Source organism: Priestia sp. USM5, from assembly GCF_058323215.1.
Genome location: NZ_JBSGKN010000001.1, coordinates 1,521,349 through 1,543,522, shown reverse-complemented (window position 1 = coordinate 1,543,522; position 22,174 = coordinate 1,521,349). Strand labels below are relative to the sequence as shown.

Annotated in this window: 28 protein-coding genes; 9 read left to right on the top strand and 19 right to left on the bottom strand. The window is 38.7% G+C overall.

All coding sequences use genetic code 11. From position 1 onward, the window contains the following. Positions 1–31: 31 nt before the first annotated feature. Positions 32–244: a DUF2922 domain-containing protein gene (locus tag ACWATA_RS08430; RefSeq protein WP_013057867.1), complete on the bottom strand. Its 213-nt coding sequence runs from the start codon at positions 242–244 to the stop codon at positions 32–34. A 15-nt stretch (positions 245–259) separates the two neighbouring features. Further along, a complete protein-coding gene (locus ACWATA_RS08425) occupies positions 260–478 on the bottom strand; it encodes a DUF1659 domain-containing protein (RefSeq protein WP_013057868.1) in 219 nt (72 codons plus the stop codon). Between the two features lie 118 nt (positions 479–596). On the opposite strand from ACWATA_RS08425, the gene ACWATA_RS08420 reads away from it, so the two are divergent. Further along, positions 597–1,040, top strand: coding sequence for a hypothetical protein (locus ACWATA_RS08420; protein ID WP_028414451.1), 444 nt, complete (start codon positions 597–599; stop codon positions 1,038–1,040). A gap of 39 nt (positions 1,041–1,079) precedes the next feature. Here the strand turns inward: ACWATA_RS08420 and ACWATA_RS08415 are convergent, their stop codons facing one another. Beyond that, a complete protein-coding gene (locus ACWATA_RS08415) occupies positions 1,080–1,226 on the bottom strand; it encodes a hypothetical protein (protein ID WP_165351766.1) in 147 nt (48 codons plus the stop codon). A gap of 157 nt (positions 1,227–1,383) precedes the next feature. Then, positions 1,384–2,706: an AlbA family DNA-binding domain-containing protein gene (locus ACWATA_RS08410; RefSeq protein ID WP_048018935.1), complete on the bottom strand. Its 1,323-nt coding sequence runs from the start codon at positions 2,704–2,706 to the stop codon at positions 1,384–1,386. 149 nt (positions 2,707–2,855) lie between these two features. On the opposite strand from ACWATA_RS08410, the gene ACWATA_RS08405 reads away from it, so the two are divergent. Continuing rightward, the gene (locus tag ACWATA_RS08405) at positions 2,856–3,410 is read left to right on the top strand and encodes an HAD-IIIA family hydrolase (RefSeq protein ID WP_047750495.1); all 555 of its coding nucleotides are present in this window, start codon (positions 2,856–2,858) and stop codon (positions 3,408–3,410) included. Here the strand turns inward: ACWATA_RS08405 and ACWATA_RS08400 are convergent. Next, on the bottom strand, positions 3,361–3,936 hold the full coding sequence (locus tag ACWATA_RS08400) for a poly-gamma-glutamate hydrolase family protein (protein ID WP_048018934.1): 576 nt from the start codon (positions 3,934–3,936) through the stop codon (positions 3,361–3,363). The two genes, ACWATA_RS08405 and ACWATA_RS08400, sit on opposite strands and share 50 nt — an antisense overlap. A gap of 237 nt (positions 3,937–4,173) precedes the next feature. On the opposite strand from ACWATA_RS08400, the gene ACWATA_RS08395 reads away from it, so the two are divergent. Together ACWATA_RS08395 and ACWATA_RS08390 are read left to right on the top strand one after the other, a co-directional pair. Next, on the top strand, positions 4,174–4,707 hold the full coding sequence (locus tag ACWATA_RS08395; protein ID WP_473049761.1) for a TetR/AcrR family transcriptional regulator: 534 nt from the start codon (positions 4,174–4,176) through the stop codon (positions 4,705–4,707). Further along, positions 4,704–5,030 carry a DMT family transporter gene (locus ACWATA_RS08390; RefSeq protein WP_013057875.1) on the top strand — a complete coding sequence of 109 codons (327 nt, stop codon included), beginning with the start codon at positions 4,704–4,706 and terminating at the stop codon, positions 5,028–5,030. Before ACWATA_RS08395 ends, ACWATA_RS08390 begins: the two co-directional genes overlap by 4 nt. Before the next feature lie 97 nt (positions 5,031–5,127). Here ACWATA_RS08390 and ACWATA_RS08385 read toward each other — a convergent pair whose 3' ends face one another. Beyond that, positions 5,128–6,705, bottom strand: coding sequence for a peptide chain release factor 3 (locus ACWATA_RS08385; protein ID WP_028414456.1), 1,578 nt, complete (start codon positions 6,703–6,705; stop codon positions 5,128–5,130). A 242-nt stretch (positions 6,706–6,947) separates the two neighbouring features. After that, entirely contained in the window at positions 6,948–7,145 is a 198-nt protein-coding gene (gene cspD, locus ACWATA_RS08380; RefSeq protein ID WP_013057877.1) for a cold-shock protein CspD, read from the bottom strand. A 327-nt stretch (positions 7,146–7,472) separates the two neighbouring features. Between cspD and ACWATA_RS08375 the strand changes: the two genes are divergently transcribed. Continuing rightward, on the top strand, positions 7,473–8,195 hold the full coding sequence (locus ACWATA_RS08375) for a DUF421 domain-containing protein (protein WP_231099203.1): 723 nt from the start codon (positions 7,473–7,475) through the stop codon (positions 8,193–8,195). Positions 8,196–8,272: 77 nt separating this feature from the next. Here ACWATA_RS08375 and ACWATA_RS08370 read toward each other — a convergent pair whose 3' ends face one another. After that, positions 8,273–9,760 (bottom strand): hypothetical protein, encoded by a 1,488-nt coding sequence (locus ACWATA_RS08370; protein WP_063247347.1) that lies wholly within the window; start codon positions 9,758–9,760, stop codon positions 8,273–8,275. A gap of 535 nt (positions 9,761–10,295) precedes the next feature. Between ACWATA_RS08370 and ACWATA_RS08365 the strand changes: the two genes are divergently transcribed. The 3 genes from ACWATA_RS08365 (at position 10,296) to ACWATA_RS08355 (ending at position 12,499) form a co-directional block, all read left to right on the top strand. Then, entirely contained in the window at positions 10,296–10,910 is a 615-nt protein-coding gene (locus tag ACWATA_RS08365) for an NAD(P)-dependent oxidoreductase (protein ID WP_063247348.1), read from the top strand. Between the two features lie 22 nt (positions 10,911–10,932). Next, complete coding sequence (locus tag ACWATA_RS08360) at positions 10,933–11,181, top strand: hypothetical protein (protein ID WP_033580533.1); 249 nt, start codon at positions 10,933–10,935, stop codon at positions 11,179–11,181. Between the two features lie 238 nt (positions 11,182–11,419). Further along, the gene (locus ACWATA_RS08355) at positions 11,420–12,499 is read left to right on the top strand and encodes a PrsW family intramembrane metalloprotease (protein ID WP_047750491.1); all 1,080 of its coding nucleotides are present in this window, start codon (positions 11,420–11,422) and stop codon (positions 12,497–12,499) included. Positions 12,500–12,966: 467 nt separating this feature from the next. Here ACWATA_RS08355 and ACWATA_RS08350 read toward each other — a convergent pair whose 3' ends face one another. The 8 genes from ACWATA_RS08350 to ACWATA_RS08315 form a co-directional block, all read right to left on the bottom strand. Further along, positions 12,967–13,107 (bottom strand): hypothetical protein, encoded by a 141-nt coding sequence (locus ACWATA_RS08350; RefSeq protein ID WP_176343797.1) that lies wholly within the window; start codon positions 13,105–13,107, stop codon positions 12,967–12,969. A gap of 253 nt (positions 13,108–13,360) precedes the next feature. Further along, positions 13,361–14,215, bottom strand: coding sequence for a manganese catalase family protein (locus ACWATA_RS08345; protein ID WP_063247350.1), 855 nt, complete (start codon positions 14,213–14,215; stop codon positions 13,361–13,363). A gap of 320 nt (positions 14,216–14,535) precedes the next feature. Then, positions 14,536–15,492 (bottom strand): siderophore ABC transporter substrate-binding protein, encoded by a 957-nt coding sequence (locus tag ACWATA_RS08340; RefSeq protein WP_063247351.1) that lies wholly within the window; start codon positions 15,490–15,492, stop codon positions 14,536–14,538. Between the two features lie 23 nt (positions 15,493–15,515). Continuing rightward, the gene (locus tag ACWATA_RS08335; RefSeq protein WP_063247352.1) at positions 15,516–16,274 is read right to left on the bottom strand and encodes an iron ABC transporter ATP-binding protein; all 759 of its coding nucleotides are present in this window, start codon (positions 16,272–16,274) and stop codon (positions 15,516–15,518) included. Further along, the gene (locus ACWATA_RS08330; RefSeq protein WP_034267834.1) at positions 16,268–17,215 is read right to left on the bottom strand and encodes an iron chelate uptake ABC transporter family permease subunit; all 948 of its coding nucleotides are present in this window, start codon (positions 17,213–17,215) and stop codon (positions 16,268–16,270) included. Before ACWATA_RS08330 ends, ACWATA_RS08335 begins: the two co-directional genes overlap by 7 nt. Then, positions 17,208–18,158 (bottom strand): ABC transporter permease, encoded by a 951-nt coding sequence (locus tag ACWATA_RS08325; protein WP_028414467.1) that lies wholly within the window; start codon positions 18,156–18,158, stop codon positions 17,208–17,210. The genes ACWATA_RS08330 and ACWATA_RS08325 overlap by 8 nt, the downstream gene beginning before the upstream one ends. Before the next feature lie 230 nt (positions 18,159–18,388). Next, entirely contained in the window at positions 18,389–18,523 is a 135-nt protein-coding gene (locus tag ACWATA_RS08320) for a hypothetical protein (RefSeq protein ID WP_367077980.1), read from the bottom strand. Positions 18,524–18,761: 238 nt separating this feature from the next. Next, positions 18,762–19,568, bottom strand: coding sequence for a cell wall hydrolase (locus ACWATA_RS08315; protein ID WP_028414468.1), 807 nt, complete (start codon positions 19,566–19,568; stop codon positions 18,762–18,764). Between the two features lie 362 nt (positions 19,569–19,930). On the opposite strand from ACWATA_RS08315, the gene ACWATA_RS08310 reads away from it, so the two are divergent. Further along, complete coding sequence (locus tag ACWATA_RS08310; protein WP_013057893.1) at positions 19,931–20,185, top strand: hypothetical protein; 255 nt, start codon at positions 19,931–19,933, stop codon at positions 20,183–20,185. An 81-nt stretch (positions 20,186–20,266) separates the two neighbouring features. On the opposite strand, the gene ACWATA_RS08305 is transcribed toward ACWATA_RS08310, so the two are convergent. From ACWATA_RS08305 to ACWATA_RS08295, 3 genes are all read right to left on the bottom strand, one after another. Continuing rightward, positions 20,267–20,431 carry a hypothetical protein gene (locus ACWATA_RS08305; RefSeq protein ID WP_013057894.1) on the bottom strand — a complete coding sequence of 55 codons (165 nt, stop codon included), beginning with the start codon at positions 20,429–20,431 and terminating at the stop codon, positions 20,267–20,269. Positions 20,432–20,764: 333 nt separating this feature from the next. Next, positions 20,765–21,094 carry a hypothetical protein gene (locus ACWATA_RS08300; RefSeq protein ID WP_057244395.1) on the bottom strand — a complete coding sequence of 110 codons (330 nt, stop codon included), beginning with the start codon at positions 21,092–21,094 and terminating at the stop codon, positions 20,765–20,767. A 43-nt stretch (positions 21,095–21,137) separates the two neighbouring features. Continuing rightward, positions 21,138–22,169, bottom strand: coding sequence for a zinc-binding dehydrogenase (locus tag ACWATA_RS08295; protein ID WP_063247353.1), 1,032 nt, complete (start codon positions 22,167–22,169; stop codon positions 21,138–21,140). Positions 22,170–22,174: the final 5 nt, after the last annotated feature.

Below are 22,174 nucleotides of genomic sequence, written 5' to 3'. Positions count from 1 at the left end.
CCTTCGCACCGAAGTGGAAGGACTTTCATTTTTAAATCGTAAATTCGGTTACATTTCGCTCGACAATTTGGGCGCCTTTTCTGGCAACGAGCGCTCCGCCGCTTGAAGTAAAGACATCGCTTGCGATCAGCGCGTTCATTGCTGCTGTGATGGCTGCTGCGTCTAACGTATCTTTTGGTGATTCAATCGATAGGCTTACTGCTTTTTGTGACTCATTCAAAAACTGCATCGTTAAAGTTTTCATACTCTACCTCTTTTCTTATTTTAAAAGTGAAAACGTGACAACTTCGTTGATTTCAACAAGCGGCAGCGACTGCAGGCTGGCAATGGTTTCGCTTGCTGTAATGAGTGCATCTGCAGAACTTCCCGGCTGAATGTTCATATAGGATTTTGTCTTTAAATCGGGTTTTCCATCCTCTTTTATTCCTTGTTCTAATACTAAGCGAAGCTGGCTTGAATGCTGAATTTTTTCTGCCATCTTTTATTCCCCCTTTCACTTTATATATAGAAATGGAAATAGGAAAGAGGGATGATGGAAACATAAAAATTTTTGGTTTATAATGGGAGATAGTCTGAGTTAGAAAGAGGCTTTGGTAATGAGAAAGTGGAGCTTTTTATTTTTTGTTCTAGCATTCATGCATCCAGCTTCAGCACTTGCTGATGACGGTGCAGATGAAAAAAAGCTTGGTCCGTTTTACTACACGGTTTCTCATGATTATAGTCGAGAAAAATGGGATGTAGGGGTGTTAAATCAGCAAGACAAAACGAACATTCCTGAGACTGATTTGAACGATGAAACGCTAAAACTGTTTCAAAGCACGGTTGATGATTTAGCAGAGCTCGCGATTCGATTTGCTGCTATGAGCGTACTGCTTGTATGTTCACTCGTTGTTTTTACGTACTTTCGCATTCAAAAAAAACGCCCTTTTCTCCGCTTGTTTTTTATTTTTTCAAGCGTTGGCTTTCTATTTTGCGTCTATACATCATTGGAGTTATTTAAAAAAACTGAACAAGCAAAATCTTTATTTTACTTACTATGACTTGAAACCCCAAAAAAACCAGCCGATCGGCTGGTTTTTTCATGCATTTCTTACGGTTATGTAGTTCTGTTCATACGTCATTTCTTCCGTTTGCTTTTGCTGCTCCAAATGGTAATAAGCAGCGCATACTCCTCCTAGACCAGCAAGTGCTAGGACAATTAGAAGTATGGATGTCGCTTTTTTCATTACTTTTTCTCCCCTTATGTTTAACCCTACCTAGCAACGGCAGCTGTAAAAAAGAGTCCCCTTTCTCTTCTTTACTTGCTCATTACTTACGAAAGATATTATCATACTTTTTTTCATTTTTGTCATTTTTTTAGCTATTGTCAAAAAATTGTATATTTTATACTCGGTTTAACGAATGTTTAAGAAAGTCCATGGACTGGTTTTTTGAAAGCCCAAACGCCGTTACGATATAATCAACGTAGGCAAGAAGCTCGACGTTTCCCCCTAGTTTTGTTGTTTTAAATGATTGATTAAACCGATACTGCTTTTTATCTGAAAAGACGAGCCCTTCTTCTTCTAGAAATGTTTGAAACTGCTGATGCGGAAAGTAAAGCACATCATTTCGAACGTTCTCTAAATCAATTACAATAATCATGTCTTCGAGCTCAGTTTTTAATTCCATCATACAATCGATGTATCCGCCGATGCAGCTGATTAAAGATGTAAGAAAAAAGGGTCCGTTTATATATTGAAACTGCTCAAAAATCGTCTCATCAATGTAGCTTGAAATGCTGGATTTCAGCACGTCATGAATTTGTTTTGGTTCTTCCATATACGGAATAGGAATGTGAAACTTAGCTGATCCGTTATAAAACTGCTCCCACGCAATTGTTTTATCATATGCATCAATTACATCTGTGCTTCGAAAAATGATGGATTCCGCTGAATAAGAAGCTTTGACAAACGGTGTATGCAGCATCACCGTACTCTCATCGTCCAAACGATAGTATTTTGGTTCGCTAGACTTGCTTAAAATATATTGCTTTAACCGTTCTTCTTCCATTTGTTCGATTAAATGCAAATCATATAGTGGCAGCACGTACATATTACACATCCCGTAATGAATATAGCTTTTCCCGTGCATCGGCCACTTTCTGTTATAGATAGACAGTTCTTTTGTGCAAAATTCCTCTATTCGCTGCGTTTGATCCTCCGATTTTTGATAAAGACGATCTAAATGATAGCGATCATCGATTTCCGTAACCGGAGATGTGCCGCTTCCAATTCTTCTGTAAATTTTCCCGTAAGACATGTACGGAGGGTTCGGACCTTCGGGAATCCAAATAACAAAAACACCTTGCCCGGGGTGATCTTCAGGTGATAAAAAGCGCGTAACGATACGAGGAATGGGATTGGTGACATCTTTCAGCATATTATTAATAAACAGCTCATATTCCTTGCGCTCGAGCAGGTTAATGGAATGGTCGTCTTCATCTACGCCAAAAATAAGCCACCCTCCTTTTTCATTGGCAAACGAAGCGATGATATTTGGGATTTTCCGTTTGACCGTTGAGCTTACTTCGCGCTTGAACTCAAGCTGATAGCCTTCTTCTAAATGTTTTTCCATCATGCGCTGCACATCTGAAAACTCAATTTCTCCAATTGTTTTTTTCTTTCCTTCTTCGCTTATAAATGGTGAATAAAACGATTCTTCGTTCACTTGTCTTCCCCCTCCTCACCACTTCTATTTAACTTATCCATATGATGAGAAGTAAAAAGACAGTCATATTTCTTTGATTTTTTTCAAAAAACAAAATTTTTACCAAATTCATCCTGTTTTATATTATGATAGAAAAAGAGGTGAATAACATGATTGAAGCAATATTTTTAGACCGAGACGGAACGATTGGAGGCAGTAATGACATTCAATATCCAGGTGATTTTCAGCTGTTCCCCCAAGCAAAGCAAGCGATTAAAGACATAAAAAAACAAAACATTCCGCTGTTTTCCTTCACAAATCAGCCCGATGTTGCAAAAGGAAAGGTAAATAAATCACAGTTTATCTCTGAACTTTTAGCTTTTGGATTTGATGATGTTTACCTTTGTCCTCATGAAGATTCAGACGCCTGTTCGTGCCGCAAACCAAACCCCGGCATGCTGTTAAAAGCAGCGGAGGAGCACAGCTTAAATTTGGCTAACTGCATCGTGATTGGCGACCGGTGGAAAGACCTAGTAGCGGCCAGTGCAGCAGGCGCTCACTGCATTTTAGTGTTAACAGGTGCCGGGCATGACACGTTACATGAACGAGAAAAGTGGGCTGATGTACAACCAACTCTTATTGCAGCCGATATACAGAAAGCTGTTGAATTTATCTTTACATCACTGAGTTCACAGCCGATACTATCGCATTCACATACTCGTTGACCAGCTGCTCATCCTGTAATAATTGTTCATACTGCGGAGTGGTGATTTCAAGCTGCAGTCCTTTATGCCGCTGATTGTCGTTGGCGATATTTCGAGGTGAAACGCCTTTTAAATGTACGGGCGTTTCACTGATCGGAAAATTAGAAAGTGCTTGACGCACCGCTTTTTCTAACTTTTCGTCTCTTCCTCCAATATAAGTTGTACAGACATCGCTATAGGCACCGTGAAGAGAAATTGTGACCTCTGATTTTTTCACAAGATGACGCGCCATTTCTTCATCGTAGTTTGCAGACGTAACATGTAATTCAAACGGATTTTCTGTTTTCAGTGTTTTAAATACGTACACCGTTGCGTTCAGCTTTTCTGCTATTTTTTCCGCTACTTCTTCTGTCCCAATTTCCATCGTTCCTCCGTGAATCGCAAGCACGACAATTTCTCTCCGGCGAATGACACACTCTATTTCGTAATCGATTCCGGCTCGTTCACACTGAGATAATTCTTGAAAACTTTGATACACATCCCTCATCTGTTTCTTCACACCTTTCTTTTATCTTTCATATACCCAGGCTTTCATTTTCCTTTTTCTTCATATAGTAAAAGTAGTAAACGGATTAACCCTTTGTTTACGCGTTCATTTTTGTTTTTATACTTTATATTTTAGTGTGCACAAAAATTTTTTTTGAAATTCGAAATAAAAGTATTGCCAAACAAACCGTCCAGACGGTAAAGTATTCTAGGGAAAATCAAAAAGGAGGAAATTCATGTGTCTACATATGATGATATATTGCTTGGGGCCACTCAGGTTGTGCAGCGTGACGGCGTTGGAAATTTGACGCTTGAAAAAGTAGCAAAAGAAGCCGGTGTTAGTAAAGGCGGCTTGTTGTACCACTTCTCATCAAAAGATGAATTGATTCAGCAAATGCTGTATTCAGTCACCAAGAAATATGATGACGGACTAAACGTACAAGTTGAACATGACAATTCTCCTGGCAAATGGAGCCGGGCTTATCTCGCTGAGACCCTTCATGACCTTCAGCGTGAACAAGCGATGAGCGCAGGGTTGCTTGCAGGTATTGCAACGAATCCTGAACTTCTGCAGCACCTTCAAAAACACTACGAAAAGTGGCAGCACCATATTGAACAAGATGGCATTGACCCTGTCCTTGCTACCATTGTGCGCTTAGCAGCCGATGGATTATGGTTCAGCCAAATGTTTGGGCTCGCACCCGTGGATCCAGACATGCAAAAACAGATTCAACAACAACTTCGGAAATTAACAGAGGAGGGTTTTCGATGAAAGCCTATTTATTTTTAGCAATTGCAATTAGTTCAGAGTTATTTGGTACATCTATGTTAAAAGCATCAAACGGATTTACAAAATTTTGGCCTAGTCTTGGTGTTTTATTAGGATTTGGTCTTGCTTTCTATGCGCTTTCCACATCGCTTCAGCACATTCCGCTCAGCGTTGCATACGCCATTTGGTCTGGTGTAGGAACTGCTGTGACAGCTGTGATTGGTGTAGTCATTTGGAAAGAAAGCGGCAGTCTTACGATGGTATTTGGCATCGTATTAATCATTGCAGGAGTCATTCTTTTAAATTTAAAATCAGTGGCTCATTAAAAAAAGAGCCAGTAAATACTGACTCTTAAGCAAAGGAGGAAAATCGACTGTCTACTTATGAAAGTAGTATGTATCGTTTTCCTTTTTTTATACTCTTTTATAGATTAAACGGATCTAGGAATTTAACAGATGGATATTTGTCCTGGAACAAACGCCATACAAAATCGTTTTCAAACATAAGAACAGCATGCTTATCACGATCTTCCACTAGCATCACGCGAGAATCTAGCATGCGATCTTCAATTGTTGCTTTGTCTACCCATTTTGCAATGTTGTGAGACATGCGTGTGAATTCAAGATCGACATTGTACTCACCTTTCATACGATGTTCAAATACTTGGAACTGAAGTTCACCGACTGCTCCTAAAATATAATCTCCAAAGAACGGCGTACGGTAAAGCTGTACCGCCCCTTCTTGTACAAGCTGATTAATTCCTTTTTCAAAGTGCTTGGATTTCATTGCGTTTTTCGCACGAACTTTTACAAACAGTTCAGGCGGGAACTTTGGAAGAGCGTCGAATTCGAATACTTTTCCCTCTCCTACAATGGTATCGCCAATTTGATACGTACCTGAGTCATACAAGCCAATGATATCCCCTGGATACGCTGTGTCTACTGTTTCACGGCTTGATGCCAAGAACTGATGAGACTGCGCTAGCTTCATTTTGCGGTTCGTTCTTGCTAATGTTACGTTCATTCCACGCTCGAATTTTCCTGAACATACGCGTACGAACGCAATGCGGTCGCGGTGAGCTGGGTTCATGTTCGCTTGAATTTTAAAGATGAAACCTGAGAAGTTTTCATCGGTAGGCTGAACGGTGCCATTCGTTGATTCACGAGGCTGCGGCGGTGATGTTAATTGTAAAAATGAATTAAAGAAAGACTGTACGCCGAAGTTCGCAATCGCACTTCCGAAGAAAACAGGCGTTAATAAGCCTTGCTTTACTTTTTCAATTGAAAAATCATTACCTGCTTCGTCTAATAGAGATAAATCATCCACTAAGCCTGGTAAATACATTTCATCGACGTGTTTTTTAATTTCATCGTCGATATTTTCACCGTCAAAGTCTGCAAAATAAGACTCTTTGTTTCCTTGATACACTTCAATTTGCTTTGAAAAACGGTCATACGTTCCTTGGAATCGTTTCCCCATGCCAATTGGCCACGTTACAGGGTATGATTCGATACCAAGTACATCTTCAATTTCTTCAAGCAGCTCAAGCGGCTCTTTTCCTTCACGGTCTAATTTATTGATAAACGTTAGGATGGGAATACCGCGCATACGACAAACTTTAAAAAGCTTAAGCGTTTGTGCTTCAATTCCTTTTGTTCCGTCAATAACCATGACCGCACTATCTACAGCTGTTAAGGTACGATACGTATCCTCACTGAAGTCTTCGTGTCCTGGTGTATCCAAGATGTTAATAAAGTGATCTTTATACTCAAACTGCATAACACTTGATGTAACTGAAATTCCACGTTGTTTTTCAATTTCCATCCAGTCAGATGTAGCAAACTTGCCTGATTTTTTTCCTTTAACCGTTCCGGCTGAACGAATCATTCCGCCCAGTAACAGCATTTTTTCTGTTAACGTTGTTTTCCCGGCATCCGGGTGAGAAATAATGGCGAATGTACGACGTGAATCGACCATCGTTTCTTGAAGTTGGTTGCTCATACGTTTTAAAATCCTTTCTGCTCTACAATTCCTATTTTCATCATTTCATTATACGCTTTTTTTATACTGCGTGACTAGTTTTTTTCATATTTGAATACTTCTGCAAAATCAAAGAAATCGTCAACAAGGTGTAAAAAGCGAACAAGAAAAGACCCCTTTTATAAAAGGGGCCTTCTCCCAGTTTAGTTTAACGACCGACCAGAGAAACGTTCTGCTGATCGGCTTAAACTTTATAAAAAAAATTACTTTTGAACGTTAGCAGCTTGTGGTCCACGGTTGCCTTCAACAATTTCAAATGTAACTTCTTGACCTTCTTCTAAAGTTTTGAAACCTTCGCCTTGGATAGCAGAGAAATGAACGAATACATCGTCTTGTCCTTCTACTTCGATGAAACCGAAACCTTTTTCAGCGTTGAACCATTTTACTTTACCTTGTAACATATCTCTTTTCCTCCTTGTGTGACAATCCACACATTGTGTATTACTCTATTCCTGCTCTTACAATAAGTCAAGACGAACACTTCGAACTATCCTTACCGAACAAAAATAAGCACCTTTATTGTAACAAATCCTCCAAAAAATTTCAAAGGAATTTGCACATTCTTTTTGTTCGCTTCTATCCCTTACCTACAGCCTTTCTACCCCCTTTTAAGCAGCCGAATATGAACGAATTATCCGCACTTCTTCTTGATGTTTTTTCTTGTATAACGATCCTTTAAATGGATAACGCTATAGAGATAGATACTCTTTCTATTTATGAGAAAGCAGGTGACATCACAACCTATGGAAGACATTCTCATGTCCCTTCTTAGAACCTTTGTTTCTTTTATTATCTTAAGCATTACAACTTTCCTGATTGGAAAACAAATTAACACCCATAACAATCATTTTACGTTTGCGATGTCCATCATTATTGGGTCGTTCATCGCAAATATGGGATTTGATTTAAAATTAAAATTTCTGCCGATGTTCGCTTCTTTTGCTTTTCTTGTGGCTATTCATTTTCTTTTAGCATCAACAGCTCTAAAAAGCAGGCGCTTGCGAAAATGGATTACAGGACGCCCGACGGTTATTATGGAAAAAGGAAAGCTTCTTGAAGCAAATATGAAAAAAGTCAAATATTCCATTGACGACTTGAATCAGCATTTACGAGAACTAGGAACGTTCAACATTGCTGAAGTAGAATTTGCTGTTTTAGAAGTAAGCGGAAAACTGTCGGTATTAAAGAAAACTGCTTATCAAAACATTGCCAAACAGGACGTTTTGTCTAAGCCGTTTAAAGAAATGAATTTACCGGTAGAACTCATCATGGACGGAGAAATTATTCATAAAAATTTAACACCTCAATATACCGAACAATGGATCAACCTTGAGCTTTCAAATCGTCAGCTTCAGTTGAACCAAGTGCTGTATGCAGTTGTGTCAACAAACGGCATGCTCTATGTAGATGAGTATAAAGATCAGCTGTCCGCTCCTACAGACAGAGAATAAGGTTGAGACATAACTAAACGAGTTTGATTCTCCATAAAGAATCAAACTCGTTCGGATAAAATACGTTTGTCCCAGTTTTACTGCGCCATTTCTTCAACTGTTCCTTCTTTTAAGCCATAATAGTTCCGCTCAAATCGCTTTATTTCTTGATCATAGCGGCGTACTTTTGCATCGGCTAGCTGGCGGCTTTGTTTTGTTTCTTCAAGCAGCTCGACCTGCTGATTAATTTGAAAAATAGTCGTCGTCAGCTCGTCTTGATAATCATAAATTTCATTTTGAATATCCACGCATACGGGCAAGCGATTTGCTAAAATAAAGTCCGTCATTTGCATAAGCACTTTTTTACGCTCTACTTCTTTCACTTTGCTTTTGACAGCTCGTTCTGCAGAACGGAACGTCAGCCTTACTTTAGAGAAGAAGTCACCTTTAATCGAAAGCTTGCGCTGCAGTTCTTCTACATCCTGTTTTAATGATTCATGCTCTTCAATCATTTTTTGAAGCACAAGCCCTCCGTTTAACGATGTGAGCTCCATTTCATCAAGCTGATGGCGAATGGCTGTTTTGAGCGTTTCAATTTGTTTCACCGTCTTTTTCTCCGTAGCGCGGAGCTGCTTAACATACTGCTCTGTTTTATAAATAAAGTTGTCTAACCGTTCACGATCAAACAGTGACTGCTCTTTCTTTTTTGCATAATCTTGATACGTTGTGTGTACAGATGACCACTTGATCAATAGAGACTGATAATTCAACAGCTCATCCTGATGCTCAAGCTTGTACGTCCACATCAGCTGAACAACTACTAATAACAGCGGTAAAAACGTTCCAGCTTCTTTGCGTTTTGCAATAATTTCATGACTTTCAAAGCTCGCCATTAAAAAAAGCGGCGCATTCATACTAAATAGCAGTGCTGGCGGGTAATTAACGGGAATAAAGATACTCATTACGGTTGCCATAAGGCCTGAAATAGCAGGGTATGCGTGCGGAGGAAGCTGTTTGTATAGCTCGATTGTCCCTTTTTCTTGCAGCAGTTTCACAAGCGCTGCCTGCTGATAGTCTCCTAATACATCAATCATTCTTTCTTGATACATGGGAGGAAGCTGCTCAATCCAATTCATCAGCTGCTGCTGAAACACAGCTTGCTGACGATTTGTAGCAATCATGTATTGCGAATCAATTAGATGAAAGAACAGTCGGATTTGATGGCGCATCACGTCTTCTAGCGTATGACAGCGTGCAATTGAAAACAGCTCATTGTATTTAGATACAAGCAAATTTCCAATGTTATCGCTTAACTCGTACAGCTCGCCATTTGTTGTAGCATGAGAAACGGGAAGTTCAAAAAACTTCGCCATTTCAAGCAAAATATGCAGATGCATGTCTACTTCAGGCTGTTTTTCAAGCAATTTCATTTCTTCTACCAATGATGCTTGAAAATCCGTATGCTCCGTTTGCTGATACCGTGCTGACATTTCCGTATAAATGCGGTGGTCACATAACACATAAGCAGCTCTTAGGATATCGCCTTTAGACGTAAGCAACCCATACAATAACTGTTGTCCGTTCATCTTCACACCGTCCTTCATTAAATTTTCTTACTATAGCTTTCTATCATTTTATACTTTTTCTATAAATTCGATGCAATAGTTCAAATTTCCTGTTATCTTTCTTCTTGCTTTCTTAATACGAAGAGTGCCGTCCAACATGACATCAGTGCAGGCGGGATCATCCAAGTCATATATCGCCACTCACCCGTCACAAGCGCCATAATGAGAAAGATGAGCGGAAAACCTATTAGTACTATGATAACACGTGCTCTGCTTACCGATTTTTTCATCGTGCATCGCCCCTTCTGTTCGTCCCTTATTCTTATAATACCCTTTCGCTTCTATAGCATTAAACACCTTTATAAACCGTTCGTACATTTCCTTGTTTTCTAGACAGTCTATGACATAAGTTTTAAAAAAGAACAGAGGATACCTCTTACTTTGATGAATCGCGTAAGCAGCTTTTATGTTTTGACAAGCTAAATCGAGAAAAATGTGTTATGGTAAAAGAAAATTTCGTTTTTACTACCTACATTGAAACGAAAGGGTTGATCGTATGAACATTTTTTTGATTGGCGCAAGCGGCAGGACCGGACAGGAAGTAATCAAGCAAGCGATTAAAAACGGACATTATGTAAAAGCTTTTGTGCGAAATCCATCTAAGCTTAAGATAACGCATGCGAACGTACACATCATACAAGGCGACGTGCTGGATTATTATGAAGTGTGTCAGGCTATGCGAGGGTGTGATGCAGTCATTTCTTGTCTGGGAACCGAAAATCTAGGGCATTCTACCCTTTTAGTAGAAACGACAAATCTGCTGATTCAATGTATGAACGAAAACGGAATTCAGCGTATCGCCTACACGGCTTCAGCCGGAATCGACGGAGAAATTCCAGGCATGACGGGCTGGCTTGCTCAGCGTATTTTAAAAAATGTGCTTCGCGACCATCACGAAGCCGTGAAGCTCTTGAAGGTAAGCGGACTCGACTGGACCGTTGCTCGGCCAATGGGTCTAACGAGCGGTTCGTTAACCACGTATTATCGTATAGGAGAAGCTAGCATACCAGAAAACGGACGCAACATCAGCCGTTCTGATGTCGCTCATTTTCTCCTTCAAGCCGTAGAAAACAACAGGCACATAAAAAAATCACTAAGTCTTTCGTATTAAGTGTTCTAAAGGAGTGTTGATAGTGAACCTATCAAAAATTTTTCTAAAAATAAGTCTTGTACTTTTAATGGCATGCGTCTTTATTGAAGGTAATTTTCAAGTGGCGCTTGGCATCTTTGCTGCTGTTTGCATGCTTGTCATCATTTTTGCCAAGCCTCTTTCAAAATCGCTGCTTCCTGCTAATAAAAAAACAGGAAAAAAAGACCGCGAAACATTAATGATGGTCATTGGTGTCATCATTTTTATTTCAGGAAGCTTTTTTATTGCGTAGTAGCATTATAAACATCCACATTTTTAATCATATAAAGGGCTGTGCTGTAAGTCGAATATTCGCCTTATGGCGCAGCCTTTTTAGCTTTCATGAGGTCTCTTTCAGCAATAGCTTCTGTACCATTCCATTATTTAAGCAAATTACCTGCCAAACCCTCTTATGCTTTTTTTCATCAACTCACATAATATATGTAGAAGATATCGTAAGACAAGCGTCAAAAGAAAGAGGAGGAAGATAAATGAAATGCCCCCATTGCGCTTATTCTAATCCGGAAGGGGTAAAATTCTGCTTAAATTGCGGCCATGAAATTGTGGACCACGATGAAAACTACAGCATATTCTACTTGTTTGCCCATCGTGTTGATAAAATTCCAAGAAATGAACGTTCGGTTGAACCTAAATTTCGAAATATATTCTCTCGAGTCTTCCGACAGCACAGTGAAATGGAAGCTGAACGGCTTTTTATTGTAGGAACAGGGCTTACGACTCCTAAAATAGAAGAGGTTGTAAATACATGGCCAAAGCCTTGGCTTTTTGCAAGGGTCTTTCTTATTGCGCTTGTCGCATACTTAGGACTATATCTAGGCGTAAGCTTATTCGAAAACATCAACTTTATACCCGGTCTTATTGTAGTCGGTGCTTTTGCAGTGCCATTTACTACGCTCATTTTCTTTTGGGAAATGAACGCTCCGCAGAATATTGCTATTTACAAAATTGTTTATGTCGTTTTTATTGGCGGAATCCTCTCACTTTTATTAGCACTTGTGTTTTATGATATTCTTGGAAATAACACAAACGTGATCGTGATTGGAATATGTGAGGAACTGGCTAAAGTTATCGCTGTTATTTATTTTGTACGCAATCTTAAATATAGATATATCCTTAACGGACTTCTCTTAGGAGCTGCAATAGGAGCTGGTTTTGCTGCTTTTGAAACCGCTGGCTATGCTTTGCGAGCACTTCTTTCCGGCAGCTTTCACATGCTCTATTCTACAATACTCTGGCGCAGTATTTTTGCTCCTGGAGGACATGTAGCTTGGGCTGCCTTGACTGGCGCTGCCATATGCATCGTGCAAGGAGATAAGAAATTTCAGTGGAGCATGTTGATAAAACCAAAATTTTTCGGTGTATTTTTGCTTGTCGTTTTTATGCACGCTCTTTGGGACTCACCTGTACTAGGTATTTTCCCAGCTGGACATACGATTTTAACGGTTATATTATGGATTTTGGTATTCAGTATGATTCGTATTGGGCTAAAAGAAATCGCGGATAAAAAGCTGGAGTTGACCTATTACAAAGAAAAGCCTACACCCTCATAGGAAATGTTCAGCTTGCGTTTAGCTGCTCGTTTTAACTTTTTATTACCTTTATGTTTCATTTTGAAAATTGTTGTTACAAATTGTAAAAAACAGTATTCAAATTACCTGGACATGGTATGATAACCTAAATAACATGAAAGGGTGACTTGGTGGATGAACCTAACTGAAATTAAGCATATGATAGCAAATTTAGTAAATTATAGAGATAGCGACATTACTCATACTCTTGCCAATAGGTTTACACTAAGTTATTTAAAACAATTAAACAGTTTTCAAATCTGCGATGTTGAAAACGATATCATTTATCGTTATGAAGAATCAGAAACAACTGCGTTAGCTCTGTTTAACATGATCCATACTCTTCCCAAGACCATTTACAGACATACTAATTCGTTTGAACAAGTTTAAAGCAGGCAAAAAAGCTCATTTATTAACTAACATGAGCTTTTTTCTAGTTTTTGTCTATTTCAGTTATTTATAACCTTCTTCAAAAGAAGAATATCCTTTTTAATTGCCCGTCTAATCTCTTCAGCTTTACAGCGTTTGTATTCTTGTACTAAGCGATAGAGCTCTCTTTTAAATAAAAATTCATCTTGTTGACTACTCATAGCAGCATGCCCCTTATTAGCTTTCTATCACAAGTGATTAAAGAAAGTATTCCCTTTTCTTCTTATAAAAAACAAGTAAATTCACAAATAGATGTAAAACAACCGCTTATCCCGAGTTTATGTAAACGGCGGGATGTTCTTGCATTCAGAGGAACGACAGCTGAAGAAACATAAAAAAACATTGACTACTAGCTCTCAGTCAATGTTTTTTATTTGCTTTAGCTCTAATTCATTAAAGCTAATTTGCATATTTTTATGCGTTCATGTCTCCAAGACCTGGAGCGTGCTCATTTGGCATTTCAGATAAATGAGGGACTGGAAAAGCTTCCGGTGGAGTTGTTATGCTTAGGTCTCCGCCATTTCTGCTTGGCGTCTGCCCTTGGAATATTTCTCCCATTCGATGCGGATCTAATCTAAAATCAAATTGCGTGTTATGATAGCCCATTTCGACAAATTTTCTGCATTCAGGATATTTGTTAATATCGTAATTTGGTACAGGGAAGAGTTTTCCCCAATCTACTCCTAATGTTTCGAGTGCTTTAGCGAATGCATTTTGATGAGCATTATCGCGAACAATTAAGAAGCCTAGCGTTTCTCTTAACGTCTGGTTAGAACTCATTTCATATATTCTTGTTTTTTGTAAAACGCCGGTTGATTCTAATACAACGTTATTGAGCAAATCAGCCGCTAGATTTCCGTGATTATAAACCCATGAGCCGTTCCATGGATTCCCGCCCGCATCTACTGGCAGTGAGCTTTGAGCCCCCATAATATAGTGATGAGGATTAGCGTGTTTTACAGCTTCATCAAGAGGAGCCTGATCTGAACCTTGACTTCCTACCCCGGCTCCGCCGGATTCATCTAACAATGCATTGATGGTATTTTGAACGAGTTCTACGTGAGCTATTTCTTCTAAAAAAACGCCTTTCATTAAATCTCGGTACTGCGTTTCTTTTCCTCTGAAGTTAGAGCTTTGGAAGAAATATTGCATCATCGTTCGCATTTCACCAAACTGACCGCCTAAGGCTTCTTGCAGTACCTTCGCAGCCGCAGGATCGGGCTTATCCGGTTTAATGCCATTAATTAATCCTTCTTTGTAATAATACATATGAAACACTCCTTTTATTGACATTGCTTGTTTTTTGAACTAACTTATGTAGAGTTTTGTCCGCTATAGGATTTTTCACTGTTTCTTTTCTCCCTAACATATTCTAGCGTGCCGTCTTTCTCATATCTGCACATAACTACTGTTTCCATATGCGACCTTTTTATTCTGGGTAGCTAAAGTACAACTTCATTGAAACATGTGGATAACACCTTTTGTTATAAGCAAAAAACTGCTCGTAGCGGTCTTTTTACAGTCACGGAACCTTGAATACTTTGCATGCACAAAAAAAAGAGCTGGTCAAACCCAGCTCTTTTTTTCTATTACTTCTCTATTCCAGCTTTGATTTCTTTAATCATGCCTGCCATTGACTCAAGGCCTCCTCCAGATAAATACCAAAGACCTGGATCAAGATACACAACGTGATTGTTTTTCACTGCATTGACTTCTTTTACATACTCATTTTCAACAATTTGTTTAGCAGATGATTTTTCACCAATTGCTGCGCCGCGGTCAACCACGAATAAGTAGTCCGGATTTTGCTTAACTAAATATTCATATGCAATGCTTTGACCGTGCTTAGCCGATGGATCTAGGCTGTCGTCTGCTGCTTTGATACCAAATACATCATGAATTAATCCGTATTTAGACCCTGGACCAAATGCTGTCATCTTGCTATCATTTGCCATCATTACAAGCGCTTTTTTATCTAGTTTGTCCGCTTGTTTTTTCAAATCTGCAATTTGCTTATCAATTGCTGCTAGCTCTTTTTTCGCTTGATCTTCTTTATCAAAAATTTGTCCTAGTACTTTTGTGTTTTCTTTAAATGACTTCATATAGTGCTGGTTGTCCGTATCGATATAGATCGTCGGCGCAATTTTTGAAAATTCATCAAATGAATCTGCTTGGCGGCCTTGAATAATAATTAAGTCTGGCTTTAGTTCTGCAATCTTTTCGAAATCAGGTTCTTTTAAGCCACCTACATTCACATACTTATCATCTTGATACTTTGATAAATACTCAGGAATCGCTTGTTTTGGCAAGCCCGCTACTTCAACACCTAATTTATCTAGCGTATCAAGTGCACCCATGCTGAATACTACAACTTTTTTAGGATTTTTCTCAATTTTAATTCCGTCTTTATTGAACTGATCGGTTACCGTTACCGTTTCTTTTTGCTTACTTTCTCCACCTGTTGTTTCTTTTGCTCCTTGATTACCGCAAGCGGCCACAACAATCGCCGTTAAGACTGCTACAAACATTACTAACACTTTTTTCACTTTTGTCACCTCATGAATAAATTTTATGAAAAATAAACGCAAATACGCTGTCCGCCAACCGTTTCGATTGGAATATCCATATCGTATATATCCTTTAATGCAGATGTTTGAATGATGGTTTCTGTTGGGCCTTCACGGATCACTTCACCGTTTTTAAGCGCCACGATGTAATCCGAATAGACAGACGCAAAATTAATATCGTGAATGACAATCACAATGGTTTTGCCTAAGTCTTCTACGAGACGTTTCAACAGCTTCATAATTTCAACAGAATGCTTCATATCTAAGTTATTGAGCGGTTCATCTAAGAAGATATACTCCGTGTCCTGTGCGATGACCATAGCGATAAAAGCTCGCTGACACTGTCCTCCGCTCAGTTCATCTAAGTATTTATCTTGAATACTTTCAAGCTTCATATAACTCAGCGCCTGATCAACCGCTTGTTCATCGCTTTTTGTTAACCGGCCTTTTGAATAAGGAAACCGGCCAAAATTTACGAGTTCACGTACGCTAAGTCTGATATTCAGCTGATTGGACTGTTTTAAAATGCTCATTTTTTTGGCTAAATCCGAGCTGTCAATATTCTCTATATTTTTTCCTTCTATTGATATTGATCCTGAGTCGGCTTTAATAAGACGGCTCATAATGGAAAGCAGCGTACTTTTCCCCGCTCCGTTTGGGCCGATAAATGACGTGATTTTTCCTTTTGGAATCACCACAGATGTTTTTTCTAAAACGGTTTTTTCTCCGTATTTTTTACTGACATTTGTTACTTCTACCATGATCTATTCTCCTTTAGCAGCAAATAAATAAAGTAAATTCCGCCGGCAAAGTCAATGATGACGCTCAGCGTGGTGCTGAAGGTGAACACTTTTTCAACAATAAATTCTCCTCCGACGAGGGCTATAACACTAAGCAACAGTGATCCCATCATAAGATAGGTGTGCTTGTACGTTTTGAACAGCTCTCTCGCAAGGTTCACAACAAGCAGTCCAAGAAAGGTAATCGGCCCAACTAAAGCTGTGGCCACTGAGACAAAAATGGCGATCACAATCAGCATTTTTTTGACAAGCCTGTCATAATCAATACCTAAATTTACCGCATGTTCTCTTCCTAACGACAGAACATCAAAAATGGAGGTAAAACGCCATACGTAAATGCCAAGCAGGATAAAAATAACCGCTGCTATGTATAGCAAATCAGTATTGACATTGTTAAAGCTTGCAAATGATTTATCTTGTACAATTTGAAATTCATTCGGATCAATCAGCATTTCCATAAATGAAGACATGCTTTTAAATAACGTGCCGAACACAATTCCAACCAGTAAAATAAAGAAAATATTCTTACCGGCTTTTTTGAACATCAGTATGTAAAGCAAGACCGAAAAGATAATCATCAGCGAAACGCAAAGAAGAAAGTTAAGATTTTTGTTCATGATGACAATATTCGTCGAGCCAAAGATGTACACAATAAACGTTTGCAGAAATAAATACAGTGAATCCAGTCCTAGAATACTAGGAGTTAGAATTCGATTATTGGTAATCGTTTGAAAGATAACGGATGAAAACGCAATCGCTCCTCCGGTTAAAACAATCGCAGCGACTTTTTCAATTCTTCGCGGCAGCGTGTACTGCCAGTAGCCTAAATCATAGCTGATAAACAGCGCAGCCGACAAAATAGCCAGCGCGGCGAGAATAATAATTTTATATTTGTTATGCATAACGACCTCTCCTTATCAGCATAAAAAGAAAGATCGCACTTCCTATTACACCGACCATTAACCCAATAGAAACTTCATAAGGGAAAATAATGACTCTGCCTAAAATATCGCACGCAAGTACGAATACAGCTCCAAGCACCGCTGTATGAGGCAGGCTTTTTCGCAAATGATCTCCACGGTAAATCGATACGATATTTGGGATGATTAATCCTAAAAAAGGCAGCATGCCAACGGTCAAAATCGTAATCGACGTAATAAGCGAAACAATGACTAATCCAATGTTTACGATTTGTTTGTATTTCACGCCTAAATTGATTGAAAAGCTTTCTCCCATACCAGCAACCGTGAACTTATCTGCGTAAAGATAAGCAATTATTAAGAGCGGTATACTCAGGTATAAAAGTTCATATCGCCCTTTGACTACTAGCGAAAAGTCGCCTTGCAGCCATGAAGAAAGATTTTGAATCAAATCGTATTTGTAAGCGATGAAGGTAGCTAAGGAACTTACGATACTGCCGAGCATTAAACCAACTAGCGGAATATAAATCGTATCGTTAAATTTAATTCTGTCTAGTATTCTCATAAACAATAGATTGCCCGCAAGTGAGAAAATGAAAGCAATGCTCATTTTTAATAGAGGACTTGCTGAAGCAAATACTAGTAGAGAAATCAACACACCAAGTCTTGCCCAGTCCATCGTTCCTGCAGTTGTTGGAGAGACAAACTTATTTCGCGTAATTTGCTGCATAATTAATCCGCAAATACTAAGGCTCATTCCCGCCATAATAATACTCAAAAGCCTAGGAAAACGACTAAAAAACAGCGTTTGGCTTTCTTCTTTTGTTAAATGAAACAGATCCATCGCTGACAGGTCTTGTACTCCTACAAAAAGAGACGAAACCGCTAGTACAGCAAACACAAGAATTAACTGATAAAACTTCAACTTTCCTTGCTCCTTTCTTTCATCTAGAAGTCTAGTTATCTCCTCCTCTATATCATATGTAAATGATTATCATTATCAATTGACTACCCCTATAATACCATTATTCTCTAAATAATCAATGGTTTTCTTAAAATTAAAGCAAAAAAATGCCTTAACAGATGGATCTGTTAAGACATTTTAAGGTTCAATTAAACTTAAAAAGAGCTATTTCTCTCTTCATACATAAGAGATTAAAACATACCTAACTCGCCCTCATTTAAAGACGAATAATAGGAATAAATGATCTGGACTGCTTGTTTCACCGCTGTTGCTTTCCGTGCAAGGCCTCGCTTTTCGCGGGCGGCCGATAAGCCTCCTCTTTGCATGGGCTCCTGCGGGGTCTCATTTGTTCCGTTTTCTCCCCAGGAGTCTTCTCCTTACCCTTCAATCAACAGCTAGAAGTACCTCTACATATACGAAACCTACGTTCACCATAACAAAAAAATCCAAACTATCAATATTAATAGTTTGGATTTTGCTTTAACCAAGATACTTTTGTAACAGACTCTTTGTATGAACATTACATATATATGAAATATATGTTTATGTTTGAAAGAAATTTACTTATTTTGCAAATACATGGTTTCCGATAACTGCCGTTACTTGCTGCGTTGCAACCCATTGGCTTTCAGCGATTTTCGGATTATAGAAAAACAGCGCATCGTTTTCATGCGGGTTTGATAATGCTTCGCTTACCGCTCGTTTTGATTCTTCTGATGCAGGTTGATTAATTGCTCCGTTTGCTACTGGTGAAAATTGATATACGCCGTTTCCTAGCTGCTGATAAATAACGTCGTGAATGCTATTTGGGAATTCCGGTGAAGCTACACGGTTTAATACCACAATTGCTACCGCTACTTTTCCTTGGTACGGCTCACCTTTTGCTTCTGCCTCTACTAATCTAGCTAGTAAATCTTGATCTTGTGCAGAAACCGATGTAGACGGAGCAGTTTGTGCCGGCGCCGGTGCTTCTCCTTGAAGTTTTAATGTTTGTCCGATGGTAATGATATCACTTTGTAAACCGTTAACAGCTTTTAACTGATCCACAGTCATGCCGTTTTGTGTTGCAATATGATATAACGTTTCGCCTTGTGCTACTGTATGTACAGATGTTGCCGGACTAGCGGCAGATTGTGCTTGTCCCTGGTCAGGAATCGTTAATGTTTCTCCAACGTAAATCATGTCGTTTTGGCGGTTATTAGCGCCTTTCAGCTCATCTACCGTAACCCCATTTTGTTGGCCAAGCCCCCACAAGGTATCTCCTTTTACGACTTTGTGCGAAGCTGCTGCTGATGCTGTTCCTTGACTTGCTAGAAATGCTACAGACGCTGCAGAAGCAACTGCCCATTTTTTTACACGTTTTTTACTCACAAAAACTACCTCCTAAAATTTGAACCTGTTATTACCTTAGCACATAGATTCGCCTTTTCATTAAAAAAAACAGTAACATTTGTTCTAATTGGATTAAGTTTCTTACAGTGCCATTCATTATGTTACAACTTTTACATGACCCTTAAAGAATATGTAGAAATATGACGATTTCATTGCGAAACGCGCTTTTTATCTGTTTACTTACATTCCTCTTTCTGTAAAAAACTTGATTTAATTATGATTAATCGCAGAGATTAAAAGGAAAACAGCAGTCAAATAGAGAAATAGTGTAACTATTGAGGAATGATTCAGCGCTTCTTTGTCAATTTACGTTTGTTTATTAATAAAGGAGGTCCATTTGGATGTGTGCAAATAAAATGTATGTAACGTATAATACGGAAAAACCGGCTATTACGATTCAAGGAGCTTTTTATCATACGGGAGGAACGCAGGAAGAGTTTTTGCGGGAATTCAAGTACTGGCTTGAATCTCACGGCTGGTCATTTATGGGCGTAACAAATGAAACGACCATGACAACGGCGAACAAAGAGTTAAAAGAAACGATGGAACAGCATAAAATAGAAGGCAAAAAAGTTCAAAGACTAGAAGATTTATAACGATTGCTTCTATGACCCTTCACACATGTCCAAACGCCAATACGTAAAAAAGCCTTTAGATGAGCTAAAGGCTTTTTTACGTTAACGAGAAAGTGCGACCACCTTCTGATTTTCTACTCTCTCTTCAACAGGCTTTCTCATTTCTTTTTCCGTCCATACGCCAATGCGTTTTTGTCTTTTCCCAAGAGGCTGTTTTTCACATGCATAGCAAATTTCTGAAATATCATCAAAATGAGCTAACGACATCTTTATCCCTCCTTTTCTAAATATACACAGGCAAGTTAGTATGCTTCTTCCCTTATTTTCCAAAGCTAAACTGCTTCATCTTATATTTAAACAATTTATAAACAAACGGAATAAATAATTTCTACTTCATTATCATTTAGATTGTTTTATTTAGATATAGACGGGTAAACAAAAACTACCCCCACCTCACACCCTGAAGTTTGAAACTGTCACGTAAAAAAGCTGCTTTCTAAACATTGCATGTATAGAAAGCAGCTTTTTTATGTAGCTAGAAAAAACGCATTGATGCATCAGCTATAACAACAGGCAACCCGCCCTTTATTTTCTAGCAGTTCATTTTTTGTAGCGGTGAATAGTATGCATGGATTCATTAAAATCTTTCATTAGACGATAAGGCTTGCTCACTAACCTTATCGGAATTCCAGTTAAAAATCTATTTATATCTTTTTTATATTCTTTTGATACTCGGTTAGGTTTAGTAGAGACACGCTTGTAGACCTCTTTATAGAACTCTTTCAAAACATCAACTTTAAATACCATTGTACGCCTACATTCTTGACACTCTACGCGTACAATTTTGCCGTTAATATAGTAAACGTGGTGAGGAAGCTCTTCTTTGCAACTGTTACAATATAAACCGGCTTCCATTTGCGTATCTTTCACACTTCCTCCCTCCCCTGATTTACATTATTTATATAGTTCATTTCTACGACTGAACAAGTACTTTTATTTCATTACCTGATAGAACGGCTTCGAATCCTTGACGCCAATAATCTAGAGGCACAATTTTAGTGATCATTTTCTCTGTATTAATTTTCTTCTCTTCAAGAAGTTTCAAAGCAATATGCCAAGAACTTGGTTTCTGAGAACGCGTGCCGATATATGTAATTTCTCTTTGAATGATAGATTCTTGATCTAAAAGGTTTAATTTTTCGGAGAAAATCCCTACTTGTACAAACGTTCCTTTTTTCTTAACCAGAGGCAAGCCTTGGTTTAACGCCTGAACAGCACCTGAACACTCAAATAATTTGTCAACACCGTATCCGTCTGTATAGGTCAGCACCATTTCTTCTAAGCTTTCTTTTTGGATATCTACCGCTACGTCAACTCCTAAGGACTTAGCTAGCTCCAATCGCTTCTGATCTTTTGTAATACCTGCTAATATAACAAACGCGCCTTGTGCTTTTACAACTTGTGCTTGCAGTAAACCAATGGGTCCTGGACCAAAAATTAATACTTTATCTTCTTTTTTAACAACTGTCTTTTCTAAAGCTGCATGGACGCAGCAAGCTAGAGGCTCAGTTAAAGCAGCTGCTTTTAAGTCGACTGTATCCGGCAGCACATGGACACTTTCTTCACGTGAAATAACATATTCAGCAAAGCTGCCGTTTATTTGTGTACCTATTCCTTTTCGATGAGCGCACAGATTATAGTCTTTTTCTAAGCAGTACTCACACTCTCCGCACGTCACAAATGTTGTTTCACTCGTTACTTTATCGCCAACTTTTACTTTTGTTACATCTTCTCCTACCTCAACGACTATACCGGAAAACTCATGCCCGAGCACAACCGGCGTCTGGGAATTTTTATATTGACCTGTAAACGTGTGGATATCCGTACCGCATATTCCGGTATACGCTACTTTAATCTTCACTTGGTTTTTCTGAACTTCTGATTCAGGGATTGTTTTTAACAGCATATTATCGTAGCCTGGCTCTACCTTCATGACTGCCTTCATTTTTT